6 protein-coding genes and 1 pseudogene are annotated in these 16,073 nt (G+C 49.3%); 3 read left to right on the forward strand and 4 right to left on the reverse strand.

Annotated features, from left to right (window positions below; all coding sequences use genetic code 11):
• Positions 1-18: 18 nt before the first annotated feature.
• The 4 genes and pseudogenes from SYN6312_RS20865 to cysC all read right to left on the reverse strand — a co-directional run.
• Positions 19-9,471: pseudogene (locus SYN6312_RS20865) on the reverse strand (FG-GAP-like repeat-containing protein); the annotation flags it as partial.
• 68 nt (positions 9,472-9,539) lie between these two features.
• Positions 9,540-10,421 (reverse strand): Rpn family recombination-promoting nuclease/putative transposase, encoded by an 882-nt coding sequence (locus SYN6312_RS00330; RefSeq protein ID WP_015122866.1) that lies wholly within the window; start codon positions 10,419-10,421, stop codon positions 9,540-9,542.
• Positions 10,422-10,502: 81 nt separating this feature from the next.
• Positions 10,503-11,558: a TIGR03032 family protein gene (locus SYN6312_RS00335; RefSeq protein ID WP_015122867.1), complete on the reverse strand. Its 1,056-nt coding sequence runs from the start codon at positions 11,556-11,558 to the stop codon at positions 10,503-10,505.
• A gap of 86 nt (positions 11,559-11,644) precedes the next feature.
• On the reverse strand, positions 11,645-12,211 hold the full coding sequence (gene cysC / locus SYN6312_RS00340) for an adenylyl-sulfate kinase (RefSeq protein WP_015122868.1): 567 nt from the start codon (positions 12,209-12,211) through the stop codon (positions 11,645-11,647).
• Between the two features lie 375 nt (positions 12,212-12,586).
• Here cysC and SYN6312_RS00345 point away from each other — a divergent pair, with 375 nt between their 5' ends.
• The 3 genes from SYN6312_RS00345 to ftsH all read left to right on the forward strand — a co-directional run bounded on the left by SYN6312_RS00345 (position 12,587) and on the right by ftsH (position 15,936).
• Positions 12,587-13,276: a DUF502 domain-containing protein gene (locus SYN6312_RS00345; protein ID WP_015122869.1), complete on the forward strand. Its 690-nt coding sequence runs from the start codon at positions 12,587-12,589 to the stop codon at positions 13,274-13,276.
• A 35-nt stretch (positions 13,277-13,311) separates the two neighbouring features.
• Positions 13,312-13,938 (forward strand): transcription antitermination factor NusB, encoded by a 627-nt coding sequence (gene nusB, locus SYN6312_RS00350; RefSeq protein WP_015122870.1) that lies wholly within the window; start codon positions 13,312-13,314, stop codon positions 13,936-13,938.
• Positions 13,939-14,073: 135 nt separating this feature from the next.
• Entirely contained in the window at positions 14,074-15,936 is a 1,863-nt protein-coding gene (ftsH, locus tag SYN6312_RS00355; RefSeq protein WP_015122871.1) for an ATP-dependent zinc metalloprotease FtsH, read from the forward strand.
• Positions 15,937-16,073 lie beyond the last annotated feature (137 nt).

Genomic DNA, 16,073 nt, shown 5'->3' on the forward strand with positions numbered 1-16,073 from the left:
CCCAAAGACTACATAGCTAATCCCCGCATTTTGGCCATTCGTACTGTTGCTGTAGTTGGGGTTGCCAATCAGAATGTCATCAAAGCCATCCCCATTCACATCCCCAGCCGTAGAAAAGGTAATGTCTGCGGTTAAGTTTGCCCCCGTCAATAGAACTTGGGATGAAGAGAAACCAGTGGCAGCCCCAAACCAAAGATAGGCGGCTCCGGGTGTCCCAGTTTGGTTCGGGAACAATGGGGCATAAATGACGACATCACCAAACCCATCCCCATTCACATCCCCCACTGGCGCAAGATTATTTCCTAAGGCCGTTGGATACACAATCTGTTGTGAAGCAGTCGTGACGATACTAGTATCCGATGTGTTGTTGTTGGTTGCAGCCGGACTGACAAGATTTAACTCATTGTCAAACAGATAAAGACTGGGAATTCCCCAACCATAGATATTGTCAACTTGATTAGGAACCGTCCAATTCACCCCATCAGTGGAGGAGGCTAGAAACAGATCGTTATTGGCATTTTGTCCACCCACCCAGGACGCATAGAGAACTTTATCATCAATATTGACCAGGGATAAACCGTAATTCGTCAGCGCGTTATTTTCACTGGAAAGATTACTGATGAACTGTACGGGTGTCCAAGCATTGGTAGCAGAATCAAACGTGGTGTAAAAGACCCCCTGGCCCCCCTCTCCAACGTAATAGGCATAGAGGGTATTTTGGAAAACGACTAAGCTGGGAACACTTTCTTGTTGCCAAATTGCGGCATCGGGAATCCCTTGGGGAGTTGTCCAATTAATGCCATCGGTTGACTGGGAAAAGAAGAGGGAATTGCCTTGATCGTTACCAACTCCTTGCCAAATCGCAAAAAGGGTATTGTTATATTCAACTAAATCAATTCCCCCCCCCAGGCCATTGGATGGATTCAGGTCGTTATTCGTTAAGTTGGTGTAACCGAGTTGTCCCCATTGGCCATTGCCTTGATATTGGGAGTAGTAGATAGCAGTACTGTTTGCCCCATTGCCGCTGTAATACCAATAGGCATAAAGCTGATTGTTAAACTCCACCAGGCCTGGGACGGCATCGGTTTGAAAATTGTTGGGGAATAAGTTACCTGAGTTCCAATTTTGTGGATCCTTAGTAGTGGAAAAGGCTAATTGATTATTTTGATTCACCCAAATCGTCACAACTTCCCCATTAAAAACCACCGTACTCAGGCCTGTATTGCCCAAAGTACCTCTGATCGGATCGTTGAAATTAGCATTGATATTGTTTGTACTTTCACCAGACCAGTTGAGATCATTGGCCGCAGGAGTATTAACAATCGGTGTGCTTGGATAGGTTGTTACGGGCAAAGGGGTGTTGGTGCTGACTTGAGTGGCCAGGTTAGGATTACCCAAAAGCAGATACACTCCCCCAGCCGACTGATTCAACGCGGGATTACCGAGAACCAGATCCTCAAACCCATCCCCGTTAATATCTCCGGCAGATTTCACACTAGTGTTTTGGGGCAAGTTCAAGGCCTGGAAATTTAGTGTTCCTGTAACATTACCAAAGCCAATGTAGAGTTGGTTATAGTTTGTGCTATCCGGGGTAGTGGGCTGAAAACCAACAATTACATCAGCAAAGCCATCCCCATTTAAGTCGCCAGCAGGCGTACCAAAATTCAAGGGCGTAGGTGTGGTATTGGGTAGGGGATTAACCGTGAGTTGAGTTTTAGTACCTAAGTCAGCATTTCCCAAAAGGAGATAGGCATTATTATTGTTATCAATGCCACCTAAATCTTTGAGGCCATCCCCGTTCACATCTCCCAGACCAAAGACATCTTGGAAGCCTCCATTAGCCAGGGTTAAAGTTAAGTCACTGGTTCCCAAAGATTCATCCAGTAATGCTTCTGTTCCCTTGCCAAAAATCACCAAGCTGGCATTCTCTCCCCCTGCTAAGACATCAGCAAAGCCATCCCCATTGATGTCGCCTAAAAGCCGTGCGGGACTCCCAGAAACATTACCTAAGACTGGAAAAGCCGTATTGGTGACATAGATAGAGGTATCTGTCCCCGTATAACCTACATAAAGCTGATCATTCAGGGTTGTAACGGCTGGAGCCAGGTTAGAGAATTGGTTAGGAATAACAATGGCATTACGCCAATCCAGGCCATTGGGAGAGGTATTAACGTAAAACGCCCCTTGACCATCTGTATAGGTGAGATAGAGTTGCTTACTATCGGCGGTTAATCCAACTCCCTGCGTTGCTCCCAGACCAATATTAGTGTTCCCGTTGTAGTCCCAGATTAAGTTACCTAGGTCTGTGGGGTTGTTGACATCAAGCGTGGCAGTTCCTAACCCATAGACACCCGTTGATGGAGACCCTAGAGTTCCTTCTTGATAGACCAGATAAAGTGTGTCATCTAAGACAGCGGCTCCAACGGCGGAAGAACTGGTTTGATTCGCACTGCCATTGTTGTAGGTGACGTTATAAGTGTTAGACCAAGCGTTCGGATCCTCAGGATTAGAGGAATAAACATATTGAATATCCCCATTATTTTCATTGATTGTCAGCAGCATCAACTGACCTTGATACACCACCAATGTAGGGGCAGTACCTGAAGCCGTGTTTCCCAGAGCGTAATAGTTATCGGACTCCCAAGTTTGTCCTTGATCTGTACTGTAAGCAATAAAAACTTGGTTATATCCTCCACCGGCATAGGCTAGGTAAAGTACACCATCATAAAAGGCGATTGAAGGGAAATAGTCATCTGTTTCTCCAGGTGGCAACGCATTAAATCCACCCCAGCTTTGCCCGCCATTCGTACTAGCCGCCACATAGTCAACGTTATTGGTTCCCCGAACGGCAATAAAGAGTGTGTCATCACCATCATTTGTCATGGACGGACTATTGTTGCTGAGGCCATTAAGGTTCTGGGCTGCAAATGAGTTGCTTAAATCCGTTCCATCAATAACCAGGCCATTGTCTCCAGCTAGATTGCTCAGCTTCAGGCTGCCATCATCCGCTAACCACGGGTGACCCAAAACGGCATAGGCAGAACCACCATAGGGCGCACTGAGTAACAGATCATCAATCCCGTCTCCGTTAACATCTGTCCCTGACCACATCGACCCGGCTGCTAAGTGTCCAACTCCGCCACCATTGAGGTTAAATACGCCGGACGTGGCTCCCGGTTGCAAGCTGATGTAGTTGGGGGTGCCATTGCTAAAAATCCTATCTTTGCCAAAAATGACATGGGCCTGGCCAGTGCTGTATTGGGTGTTGGGTGCGCCTAAAACTAAGTCCGCTAAACCATCCCCATTGATATCGCCCGCCAAACTTAGGGTTTTACCCATAAAGGAGAAGGCACTATTCCCGCCAATAACTAAATCCGCCGCTTGGGTCAGGACATACTCAGATTGGAAGAGAGAGCCACTGGCCTGCCCGGCAAGGACAAAACTTAAACCCGTACCATTGTTGCCATAGGGCGCACCGATTAAGACATCATCAAACCCATCCCCATTGACATCATTCCCTGTACTGACGGCCCATCCCAGTTGCGTATCACTGACGGTCATCGGCGAGCCATCCAGGACAACCCCATTAGAGCCATTGAAACTGGAGTCGTTTAGATTTGTTGGCAGAGTTTGGCCCCCAAAGATGATGTAACCCCGGCCTGTGTTCATGTTCTTGGTGTAGCTATAGCCACTGCCCGTATTAGCCACCGTGGCCACCAGTTGGGAGTAGGCCTGGCCTTGGGCTTTGGTGGCACCTTGGTTCAATCCGTCTCCGGCAAATTGTACCGCTTGGCGATAGTTGGGGGCCCCAATGACAATATCGGCAAAGTTATCTCCATTAACAGATTGAGAGGGAGAGAGATCATAAAATGGAGGGGTCGGCTTCGGGCGTGACACAGCCACAGAAAAGCCCACTTGACTCGTCCAGGTGACATTATCAAGGTATTGATCGATGTAACTGCCTGATGTCCCAGTTAAGAGAAGATTATTGCTGTTTAGATTGATTGTTGGGGTATTGAAGAAGGGTTGTCCCCCCAGAATCACATAGGCGGCCCCCACCTGTTGACCGTTGTAGCTGGCATAGGGTGCGCCCACGATAATATCGGCAAACCCATCCCCATTCACATCCCCCGCGGCCACCGCAAACCCAGCCTGACTTCCGGCCTGGCCACTCAGGATTACCGCTGCTGAATTGGCCAAATCAATGGTGCTGTTGGGAGTAATTGTGGCCCCAGAAATGACATAGACCTGCCCCGCTTTGTTGTTGGCCTCAGCAGCTCCAATGATCAGATCATCAATGCCATCTCCGTTAACATCGCCCGCCGCAATTACGTTTCCCAGTTGTGTTTCATTGCTATTCGTGCTGGGGGTTGAATCTTTAATCAGTGCTCCACCGGGTGGCGGTGTGGTTTCCGAAAGGGGCTGGAGATTATTGGTGTCGAGGGTATCTGTACTGCCTGCGGGTAAGACCCAAACAACTCCCTCGCTACTATTGGCACTGGGCTTACTGATGGCCAAAGCAACTTGATTATTAAGAAAATTCCCGGCGGCAAGGGCTTTTCCGGTATTGGCTGGTACATCCAGAACAACGCCACTATTGACTTGATCTAAGGCTGTGACTTCGTTTTCGAGAATCACCCCAATCGCCACCTGTTCCCGGCCATCCTCTGTGACTCCACCAATCGTGCTAATGGGGTTGGGAATAATGGTGGCCGTAATCGGGCTAGTTGGTTGAGTCTCCCCGCTGCTGGTTTCGATGTAAAAGGTGATGTCAACGGTTTTTCCCAGCACTAGATTACTTTCAGAATAGGAATCTTGAAAATAGAGATCCAGGGTGGGATTGAGTGACATTACGGTATAGGCAAAGTCAGCACTGGGATTCAGGGAATTGAGCAACTGACCATTCGCGACAACTCCAATCGCCCAGCCAGGCTCGGGGGCGTTCCCCACAGTCCAGTTCAACCCGTCAACCGAGGTGATTTTAATGCCGGTAATGGTGACACCAGGGGCAACTACTCCAGGCCCGATCTGGACACGGACACGGCTATCGGGTTGACCATCCGGTATCAGTTGAGTCGAATTGGCGACAATATCCACCACTGGGTTGCGTTCCAGAAGCGGATAGGTGGGTTGGTCAGCGGCTTGGGCACTAAATTGGGTCGCACCACTCCAGACCCCGGAATTGGGATCATAAACGCTGTAAAATGTGGCATCTTCGGCGGCATTGGGGTCATTAAAGCGGTTTTGGTAGTGGGCCGTAATTTGACCATTGCTGCTGAAGTCAAAGCTAGAAACCTGCCCATTGCTATCGAGAGTGGCACTGTTGGTATTGGTGGTAATCAGGCTGTTGTAGTAGGCCACCTCGTCCAGTTTGCCCGTAAAGTTATAGCCGAGAATTAGCGGTAGGCCACTGGCACTAAAACGACTCCCAGTTTGTTGGGCTGCAAGTTCACCATTGATGTACAAAGAAGCCGTCTGGGTGCTGGAGTTATAGGTAGCCGCAACGTAGTACCAAGTATTTGCATTTAAGGCACTGGATACCGCCTCGCCACCGCCCGCGTTAAAGACAATTGTGTTGTTCTCGCCTGTGCGGACATACCAGCCTGGCGTTTGGTTAAAGGTCAGAGTTTCGGTTTGGCTAAAGGTGGTGGTTTGTTGTCCCTCGGCCTGGGGATTGGCCACAAAGGTCGAGCCAATGATTTGTGTCACGGCCTGGCCGGTAATGCCGGTGAGTTCCCCATTGTTGACATTGAGGTTGAGGAGGGGCAGGCCATTGAGGGTGACTGGAGTCCCATCGCTGAGGGTGAGGCTGGTTCCGGGCAGCAGGTTGGCTAAATCGAGGTTAAAGGGAGAAAGACCAGAACCGCCATTGGTAATGTTGACCGAGGGATTCGCGGCAATGACCACCCCATAGAGGTAGCCCCAGGCCCCGTTGCGTTGGGTGGGTGCTTTGATAATCGTCAGGGGTAAGGCGGCGGTGGGCAGGACGGCGGTGGGATTGTAAACCCCCTGATCGACAAGACTTTGGCCGGGACTTAGGTTATCGGCGTTGACCCAAAACTCGACACTAAAATCACCCAGGGTGGACTTGCTGACCTGGCCTGGGGCGAGAACATAACCCTGACCGTTAAACCCGACACTGGGATTCGGATCTCCCTGGCCATTAGGGGCTAATAAGGCTCCCGATTGGCCATAGTTAATCGTGCCGACATAGGTTCCATTGCCGGAAGTTCCTCCCGAAGCCCAGTTAAAGGCCACCAAGGAGTCAACGGGTTCCGAGAGACGAAAATAGAAGTCAGGATTATTTTGGAGAACTGTATAGGCATACCCCGGCGTAGTCGTATCGCTCCAAAACACGGCGGGATTACCTTGAAACTCACCAATCGTTAAGCTGGCAATGGCTTTTCCGGTGGAGTTGCCGACGTTGGGAATGGCGGTGGGAGGAGTTGTCCAGGCCTGGGTTTGTCCATTGAACACGGCTGCATAAACTGTTTGGCTCGTTTCCCCAGTTTGCGGATTGGGCAATGGCGTATTCACCCAGCTAACGATCAATTCTCCCGGTGTTGGCCCCTCCCCGATGGTGACTTTGGTATCGCTGCCAAGATTTTGGGTTAAAAGTTGGGGCGTACTCCAGGCCTCTCCACTGGCAGCAATGGAGTAGTAAATATCGGTTTCTATGAGGCTACCGACAATATCGTAGGACGGGCTGGAGGGATTAAGGAGAGTGGTGTCCGCATGGGCCCAGACCAAAAACCGCCCCGGATTGCCAGAGTCATCTAAGTAATAGCCAATGGCCGGATCAAAATTAAAGCCTGTACTGCCAACTCCTGGGATGGACTCCGGCGCGCTCCAATCGGTTCCAGATAAGCTAGCGGTTTGAATGCGGGTAATTAGACTATTGTTTTGGGTTGAATTGGTTAAGGGCGTAACATTATCCACCCCATCGGCAACCCAGGCCAGAGTGGTCGCTGTTTGAGTTGTATTGTTGACGTTATAGGTAATCGAGCTAATTTGGGGCGGGCCATCGTTGACCACATTCACCAGTTGGGTATTAATCGGTTGGGCTAATGCCGTTCCCCCTGTGCCACCACCGCCATTTTGACTGAAATCAATCATCACTGAGCTTTGGCTGTAGCCCAGGCCGGGGTTGAGAATTTGTACCTGAGTCACAGCCCCATTCGTGACCGCTACCGAGAGCAAGGCTGGATTGGTATTGGAGCCAGAGGGGGTGACAACAAAATTGCCTGATTTGCCCCCTAAATAGCCAGAACCGCCATTAGTGACTTGGACTTGTGTAATCCGGCCGGTGCTATCTACTGTGACGGTTGCCCCCGCCCCTGTGCCCCCACTGCTATTAAATTGAACAGCTAGGGGTTGATCCTGGTAGCCACTGCCTTGATCCGTAATTGTCAGATTAGTAATCCGGCCCAGGGTGACAAAAGCCGTTGCCAAGGCAGGATCATTAGTACTACTACCCGGAATCGCGATCTGAAAACTACCACTTTGACCATTGAAATAATTCGCTCCCCCGTTACTGAGGGTGGCATAGCCAATTTGATCGGTTGAGGTTGTTTGAATGCCGCCATTACTATTGGGGCCAACTAGTTGTTGAATCACCGATTTTGAGGCGAGGCTTTGGTAATGATTCGCATTGCCCGTATAGGGGTTATATCCAACTGTCACTAAGCCATTGTTGTCCGGGGCAAACTCGGTGGACGGAAGAGTTAACGCCGCGGAAGAACTTGGATCACTGTTGTAAATCGTGCCACCTTTGCTCCAACTCCAACTCCAGGTAAAGATTCCAGCTTGTAGCCCGGCCTGGAAGCCAATTTGCCAGGGGATGGAAAAGGCAAAATTTGGGTTGTTGTTATTTGGGGTGGCCAGTTCAAAGGTAATCCCGGCCGTGGCAGTTGCCGAAGCAACCAGGGTGTTTTGAAAAATCCCCAGTGTTCCTTGTACTTTTAACCCCAGCGGAACTTCAATACCATAGGCAAAATTTTGGTACTCATCCAGGCCTGGCCAGGGGACAAAGGGGGGCATCGTCACATCAACAGCCGAGATCAAAATTGGAACTGCAGCCAGATCACCAACTCCCTGGAGAATTCCCCCCCCAACCCCTAAATTGGCATCGGGAACGGAGGACATTAAAAAGCCAATTTCAGCCAGAATCGTCCCCGCCGCTCCCGCGTAAAGATTGGCATCTTCAGGAACAACTAACAAAAAGGGCGGAGTTGTGCCGGGGAGGGGATCTGTAAAGGTAAAGCCGGCTCCAATGCCCACATCAAAATAGATGCCTGCCCGAAACTGCCCCAGACTAAATTCTTTGGAACCAAAGTTGGCTTTATATTGCTTGTAAAAACCAATATCAACTTCCCAGGCCCGCTGTGTCCCCACGAGATTCCCGGTTTCGGCGTTGTAGTTAATCTGGCCGCTAGCACCTAAATTGATCGAATAGATATAACCAAAAATATTGCCACCAGTACGCGTACTTGAAGAAAACCCTAAGCCACTATCGGGAGCTTTCGTGCCATCTTTTTTGTTGTAGTTAGATAGTTGTAGCCCCAGCTTTGCTTTCAGAGCCTTGCGATTACCGGCCAAGCCAACACTGCCAGACAGTTGCAAGCCAAAATTACTCGTGGAGCTAATCAGGGGAACGCCAATTCGCCCATCCACCATTTTGCTTGGCGAGCCAAAGACAACATTGAAACCCCGCGTCACACCGGCCATGAATGAGTTTTGCGGCAGGCCTGGATTATTAGACGGTTGCGGTGTTGCCAGTTCCGGATCAGGGCTAGAGTTGGCATCATTGGCACTGATTCCCTGCACTCCAGGCCCCAAGGGAGTATAAAAGGCCGTTGTCGGTTCATTGGCCGCAAAGGTGAGATCGAATACCTGACCGTCAAAAATATTTAGGTATGGATTACCGTTATTGTCGAGATCCACAGATAGATAGGTGTGATACAAATCCGTGTCATCTCGATTGGGGTTGGCAGCATCTATCGCCATCTGGGCGGGGTTAAGGCTATAGGCAGGATTCCGTGGATCCATCACTAACGACTTTTGATAGACCACATCCATCAGGCCATTTTGGAGGAGTGCTGCATCGAGGTTTTGATCCGCAACCCCATCATTCGTAAGTTGCACAGCCCGCGACCATTCAATCTGGCCATCGGCCCCATAACGCCCCACCACGGCATAAATTTCTTTGGAATTTGCTACCCCTTCTTCCCAAAATGCAATCAGGCCTGGGGCAAAGTTTGTCGCACCGCCCTCAACATAGGGGTAAATATTGCCAGCTAAAAGTTTAAGATTTTCACCACCGCGGGCATCACTTACTGGCCGGGCCTGATCCCAAGTCCCGGAATTTTGGTCATAGGTGGCATGAATCAGTTGCCCATTGTTCTCCCAGAGGATGTGATTGGTTCCGGCAAGATCAACTGCAGTTGTGGCATAGGAGGCATAAGGATTCATGGGGTATTCCTAGGGAACGTAAAAAATTAGGAGCGAGAAGAGATTTACAGAGGATGTTGTGGCCGTGCTTATTGGGGGGCCTGGGTGAACCAGTTATCGAGATCAGTGGGCGTTTGAAACTCTAACAGAGCTTCGGCCAGGCTCTCGAGTTGAGGAATGGATAAGCTGCGAATTTGCTGATTGAGACCATCCGACAGGGGGCCAAATTTGCGAGTCAGTTGCCGAAGCGTTAACTCAATCTCTCCTTCTTGTCGTCCTCGTTGCATCCCTTGTTGAAGTCCTTGCTGAATCCCTTGCTGAAGACCCCGCTGTTCGCTGGTTTCAACTAACTCCCGATAGGTGACAGATTCGCGCATGATTTCCTCTCGCAGTAGTTGCTGTAACATCTCTTTCCTAAACTTTAACCCACCCAATAGATAGGTATAGGTCGTTAAACTTAGCCGTTCCTCGCGATTTTCTAAGGTCTCTAATCGCTGGGCGACCTCAGTTAAGAGGCTTTCAGGATTTGCCGTTTTGGCCAGAATTGCCAGGGGCCACAGAGTTGGAAACACCAAGAGTTCTGATGCTTCTACATCCCACAACCGAATAACTTGATAGCGATGCAGAGTGCTGGTTGTTTCAAAAAAATCCACTTGGACAGCAGTTGAGGTGGTTGCGATCAGAAATAAAACAATTTGCCTAACTGGTCGGCGGTATTGGCGATAAAGCCTGGTGTAGTAATCGAGCATTCTCAAGGGCATTTCTGGGTCGGCCTGGGTTTGAAATTCCAGATGCAGGATTTGATCACCCACTACTAAAAAGCTGACAAAATCGGCCCGGATGGGTTCTACAGAAAGCTCGGTTTTGAGAATATTGATTTCACTATCCTGAACCGATTGACCTAAGAGCCACGTAACGAAGGGACTGGGATTACTTTCCACAAGAGATTTGCAGAGATTATCGTAGGCCATGTTGAGCTTAGAAGAGTTATGAAAACTAAGCGAGTTGAGTTGCTTTAGGACTGGATGACGAGGGGATTTGCCAGGCCTGGTTCATAGTGTGGGTTCAATGGTTAATATCCTACGAATTTCATCGGTAGCAAACCCCAGGGCCATGGGTCGCTTGACACCCGGTAAAACCGCCACATCATAAAGCTCTGTAATCACCCCATCCAGATAAAGCCAATGAATAATATCACCCCGTTTTAAGTCCACCACACAAAGACCACTGCGAGGCTCGGTATTGAGATCTGTTAATCGTTGATCTAACTCTAAACCGCTAAAGGATTTTTCGCGGGGCTTAGACAGGCCAACAATGGCGTAGTCTTGATAAAAAGCCAGGCCCCGTAAATAGCCAGGACAAAAACAAATGGCTTGAAACGTTGATCCATCCAAATAGCCAAATTCACCCCGACCCGAATTTAACAACCAGAGTCGACCTTGATACCACCGGGGCGAATGGGGCATTGAGAGTCCTTGCGCAACAATATCCTGAGTCTGAACATCAATCACCAGGCCCCCACCTTGACGAAATTGCCGCCAGCCATCATGCACATCACTTTGACTCACAGCGGTGACATAGGCGGGCTGCCCCTCTTTCATCGCTAGGCCATTGAGGTGACAGCGATCTTCTGCCGCTAATTTAGAAATAAAGTCCGGTTTCCACAGGGGTTTAAAGCTATGGGTTGAACTGATTGTTGCCAGACAACTAAAGAGGGTACTCACAAAGATAATTTGCCCCTCTCGATCCACGACCACATCATGGATATCTAAATCGCCAGTTGTAAAGGCCAGTTGGGGGATATAGAGGCGATCATAGTCTTTATAGGTTTCTCTCGGAGCTAGGGAGTTTTCTAATCGCCAAATCTGATAGAGCGTACTCAAATAGATAGTATCGGGAGTAGCCCAAAGCCCCATGCACCGCTGAAAGGTTCGTTCAAAAATAGAGAGTCGTTGTTCCTGACTCTGACCAATGAAAAAGAGTTTATTAGCTTGATAGGTGCTAAACACCAGACTCATTGTTTCAGAGGATAACCAATCCACAAACTGCCGTGATGCCGTTAATTCTAACGGAGTTTCTGGAGGTGTTGTTTGCGGCGCAGTGGACATATCAACCTAGCTAAATTCCGAAAAAATAATCTTCACCTAGGATACATTTAATCCCCGATTATCACCAACAAAGTTTATGAAGCTGATCAGGCTTGCAAACTAGGAATTAGATTCATTTTAGAAAGCATTTGCAGGATTTTAGAGACAGATTCCGCAATGGTTTCATCCGCCGTATGACAGATTAAATCTGGTTCCAAGGGAATTTCATAGGGATCGCTCACGCCTGTAAATCCCTGAATGTTTCCGGCTCTGGCTTGGGCGTATAAACCCTTAATGTCTCTGACTTCACACACTTCTAAAGGCGCATTAATAAAGATCTCGATAAAATTATGGGTGGTTGCTTTAAGCTGATTGCGAATTTCCCGATAGGGACTAATCATGGCCACAATTACCAATACCCCATTGCGACTGAGTAGATTCGCCACCATCCCCACTCGCTGCACATTTAAGTCTCGGTCGGCTTTGCTAAAACCCAGGCCAGGGGATAACCAACTTCTAATCTGGTCTCCATCTAGGATTTCCACCTTCAAATTGGCCTGGATTAAGGTTTTGCATAGATGAGTGGCAATCGTTGATTTTCCTGAACCACTCAATCCAGTCAGCCAAATAATTCCGCCGGAAATAGCCCTATTCATGCTCTTTTCATCGGTCATACTGTTAAAAACCTATAATTTACTGACCAGTCATCTCTGCCTAATATGATGTCTAAACATTGGCTTAGATAATAGATTAATTTCAGCAGATACTAACTAAACGGTGTGCATTCTGGGGTGTGAGTTTGCTGCGGGTTAGTCTATGGCCTGGAACTTTACGTCCTCTCTATCCTCAATAATTGACTATCGCCGTAGACCGGAAGGTTAACTGGTTTAGCGATTTTGATGCTCACTTTCATCAACTGCCTGGGTTCAGTGGCCCCCTAAGACGATGAGACCCGCCTTGAATAGAGTTGTGCAGGGAGAGTAAGGCTGCTCTAAGCTAGATAGAAGCTGAACAGATTCAGAACAGACCGACTATTTACCTCAAGAGGAATGGAACTCGCTGTGTGGCATCGAATTAAGCAGGCGATTAAAAGTGACCTAATTGCTGGATTTTTGGTTGTGATTCCGCTGGCGACGACAATTTGGTTGACCTTTACCATTGCCCGCTCGGTGATTGGCTGGCTAACCCGAATTCCGAAACAGTTAAACCCCTTCACGGCCTGGAATCCAATCATTCTGGAGAGTGTGAATCTGTTCGTTGGCCTGGCCGTGCCATTGTTCGGAATTTTGCTGATTGGTCTCATGGCCCGCAATATTGTCGGCCGCTGGCTTTTAGAAGCGGGAGAAGGGATTTTGACCAAGATTCCCTTGGCCGGAACAGTTTATCGCGTCTTACAGCAGTTATTAGAAACCTTACTTCGAGATTCGCGCAATCGCTTTCGCCGGGTTGTATTGGTGGAATATCCCAGGCCTGGCCTGTGGGCCGTGGGCTTTGTGACAGGCTCCATTGCCGGTGCTCTAGCGGATACGTTTCCCAGCCCAATGGTGAGCATCTTTATTCCCACATCCCCAAATCCAACCACCGGCTGGTATGCCATTGCCCCCGAACAGGAACTCATTGGCCTGGATATTTCTATTGAAGATGCCTTTAAGCTGATTATTTCCGGCGGCATTGTTACCCCTAACTGGACAGCGATTAACCCCAGGCCTGAGGTTGCCCTCACCAACCTACCCTCTTAACCCCTTAATCTTTTATTTTTCAGGAGTGTGAATCCGTGACATCCCCGCGTCGAGTTGCCCGCGAATTAGCACTCCTCAGTGTTGGCCAAGTTTTGCGCCAAAAACAACCCCCCAGCAATCAGGACTATAAAACCCTAGTCTTAACGGGTATCCGTACCCTGGCCAGTGAAGCCCAAGAAGCTCTAGAAGTGGCCGGATCTGCAGTTCAAGAAAGTCATGCCACGCTTTTGACTGGGGAACTCCAGGCCGCCACCCTCTCCCAGGCCCAGGCCACAGTCCAAAATGCCATCGGCCTGACTGAAAAAGCAATCAATCGTTTAGGCATTGCCCTCGAACTCCCGGAAATTCTCTATCTTGCCCATCAACCAGAAGTCCAGGCCCAGGCTGTAGAAATCTTAACCACCCTCTACAAAAACCATGGGGAGATTGAGGAGCGGATTACCGCCGCGCTTGTCGATTGGCAGTTAGACCGGATTGCTCAACTAGACCGCTACATTTTGGAAATTGCCGTGGCTGAAATCACCTATCACCGCCTGCCCGTCCAAGTCGCCATCAACGAAGCCGTAGAGCTATCCAAACGCTACAGCGAAGAAGGGGGGCATCGGTTCATCAACGGAGTCTTACGACGGGTCAGCGATCAACTCAAACCAGAGTCGAAATAACCGTCCTTGTAAAAATCCCCCCAGGCCTTACCATGCAAATATTGGGGATCAAGCCTTTTTCGGCGCGTCATCCTCAATCAGATACCCTTCAAAATTCCAGCCCAATGCGTTGTTTTGCAAGTAGGCAGTGACTTTATGGCGATTAAAAACTCTCCGCAACCCTCCCGCTCCCGCCTGATTGGTAATATCCTTCTCCTGATTGGGGGGGGACTTTTACTGATCAACATCTTCTTTCCGCAAATTTTTGGTTCTGGAATTCCCCGTGTTCCCTACAGTCTGTTTATCCATCAAGTCCAAGAAGGGGATGTCACCAGTGCCTATGTGGGGCAAAACGAAATTCGCTATCAAGTCAAAGCCGAAGGAGACACGCCCGCCACAGTCTATTCCACAACGCCCATTTTTGATCTCGAACTCCCGAAACTTTTAGAGTCAAAAGGGATTGAATTTGCCGCTGCCCCACCGCCTCGGAATGGTTGGTTTACCAGTTTATTGGGTTGGGTCATTCCGCCCTTAATTTTTGTCGCCGTGTTTCAGTTTTTCGCCAGTCGCGGGGCGGGTGGAGGTGGGCCCCAAGGCGCGCTCTCGATTGGGAAAAGTAAAGCCAAGGTCTATGTAGAAGGGGATGCCCCCCGGATTACCTTTGATGATGTGGCCGGCGTGGAAGAAGCCAAAGCGGAACTGGTGGAAGTGGTTGATTTCCTTAAAAGTCCCGAACGCTATAAAGCCATTGGTGCCAAAATTCCCAAGGGTGTTCTTCTCGTTGGGCCGCCTGGAACCGGAAAAACCCTGCTCTCGAAAGCTGTCGCGGGTGAAGCTGGAGTTCCCTTTTTCTCGATCTCTGGATCTGAGTTTGTGGAATTATTCGTGGGTGTAGGTTCGGCGCGGGTGCGTGACTTATTTGAACAAGCGAAAAAACAAGCCCCCTGTATTGTCTTTATTGATGAACTGGATGCCATTGGTAAATCCCGCAGCAGTAATGGGTTTTATGGCGGTAATGATGAACGGGAACAAACCCTCAACCAACTTTTAACGGAAATGGATGGCTTTTCTAATACCGCCACGGTGATTGTTTTAGCCGCCACCAACCGTCCGGAAAGTTTAGATGCCGCCCTCTTGCGCCCAGGCCGGTTTGACCGCCAAGTGTTAGTGGATCGTCCTGATTTATCCGGTCGGGAAGCCATTTTGAAAATCCATGCCCAGGCCGTGAAGCTCGGTGATGATGTAGATCTCCATACCATTGCTACCCGTACCCCTGGATTTGCCGGAGCGGATTTAGCCAACTTGGTCAATGAAGCCGCCCTTTTAGCCGCCCGGAATCAACGTCAAGCCGTGGCCCAGGAAGATTTTGCTGAAGCGATTGAACGACTCGTGGCTGGCCTGGAGAAAAAAAGCCGGGTCTTAAGTGATCGGGAAAAAGAAATTGTTGCCTACCATGAAGTCGGTCATGCCATTGTTGGCTATGCGATGCCAGGAAGTAGCAAAGTCGAGAAAATTTCGATTATTCCCCGTGGCATGGCGGCCTTGGGTTATACCCTACAACTCCCCACAGAGGATCGGTTTTTATTGGATGAAGCTGAACTCCGGGGTCAAATTGCCACGCTCTTAGGGGGCCGTTCCGCTGAGGAGATTATCTTTGGCAGTATTACCACCGGGGCATCCAACGATCTCCAACGGGCAACGGATTTAGCCGAGCGGATGGTCCGCAGTTATGGGATGAGCAAAGTTCTTGGGCCGCTTGCCTTTGAAGAACAACGGGCGATGTTTTTAGGGGAAGGTGCAGTCCAACGCTCGGTGAGTGAAGAAACCGCCCAGGCCATTGATCGGGAAGTGAAAGAAATTATCGAGACGGCCCATCACACCGCCTTGGACATCCTCAAAGCCAATCGGGACTTGCTGGAAACAATCTCCAAAAAGCTGCTGGAAAAAGAAGTGATTGAAGGGACAACGCTCCATGAACTCCTAGGGCAAATTCAGGCCAAAGAACGTCAAGTGGCATAGTTAATTTACTAACAATCCACAGTGGCCAGGTTGTGAGCAATCTACCTTGGAAATACTGACTACAATGCTTTTCTTATTTCTCAAACTAGAAAGGCTCAAGTAGTCACCCAATCCAGGTTAGCTCAGATACACTAGCC

Source organism: Synechococcus sp. PCC 6312 (assembly GCF_000316685.1).
Classification (GTDB): domain Bacteria; phylum Cyanobacteriota; class Cyanobacteriia; order Thermosynechococcales; family Thermosynechococcaceae; genus Pseudocalidococcus.

Bases quoted from the DNA above. Each gene is read 5' to 3' on its own strand.
- cysC (WP_015122868.1), bottom strand. From the start codon at position 12,211: ATGACCGATGAAAAGAGCATGAATAGGGCTATTTCCGGCGGAATTATT.
- SYN6312_RS00345 (WP_015122869.1), top strand. From the start codon at position 12,587: ATGGAACTCGCTGTGTGGCATCGAATTAAGCAGGCGATTAAAAGTGAC.
- SYN6312_RS00335 (WP_015122867.1), bottom strand. From the start codon at position 11,558: ATGTCCACTGCGCCGCAAACAACACCTCCAGAAACTCCGTTAGAATTA.
- ftsH (WP_015122871.1), top strand. From the start codon at position 14,074: ATGGCGATTAAAAACTCTCCGCAACCCTCCCGCTCCCGCCTGATTGGT.
- SYN6312_RS00330 (WP_015122866.1), bottom strand. From the start codon at position 10,421: ATGGCCTACGATAATCTCTGCAAATCTCTTGTGGAAAGTAATCCCAGT.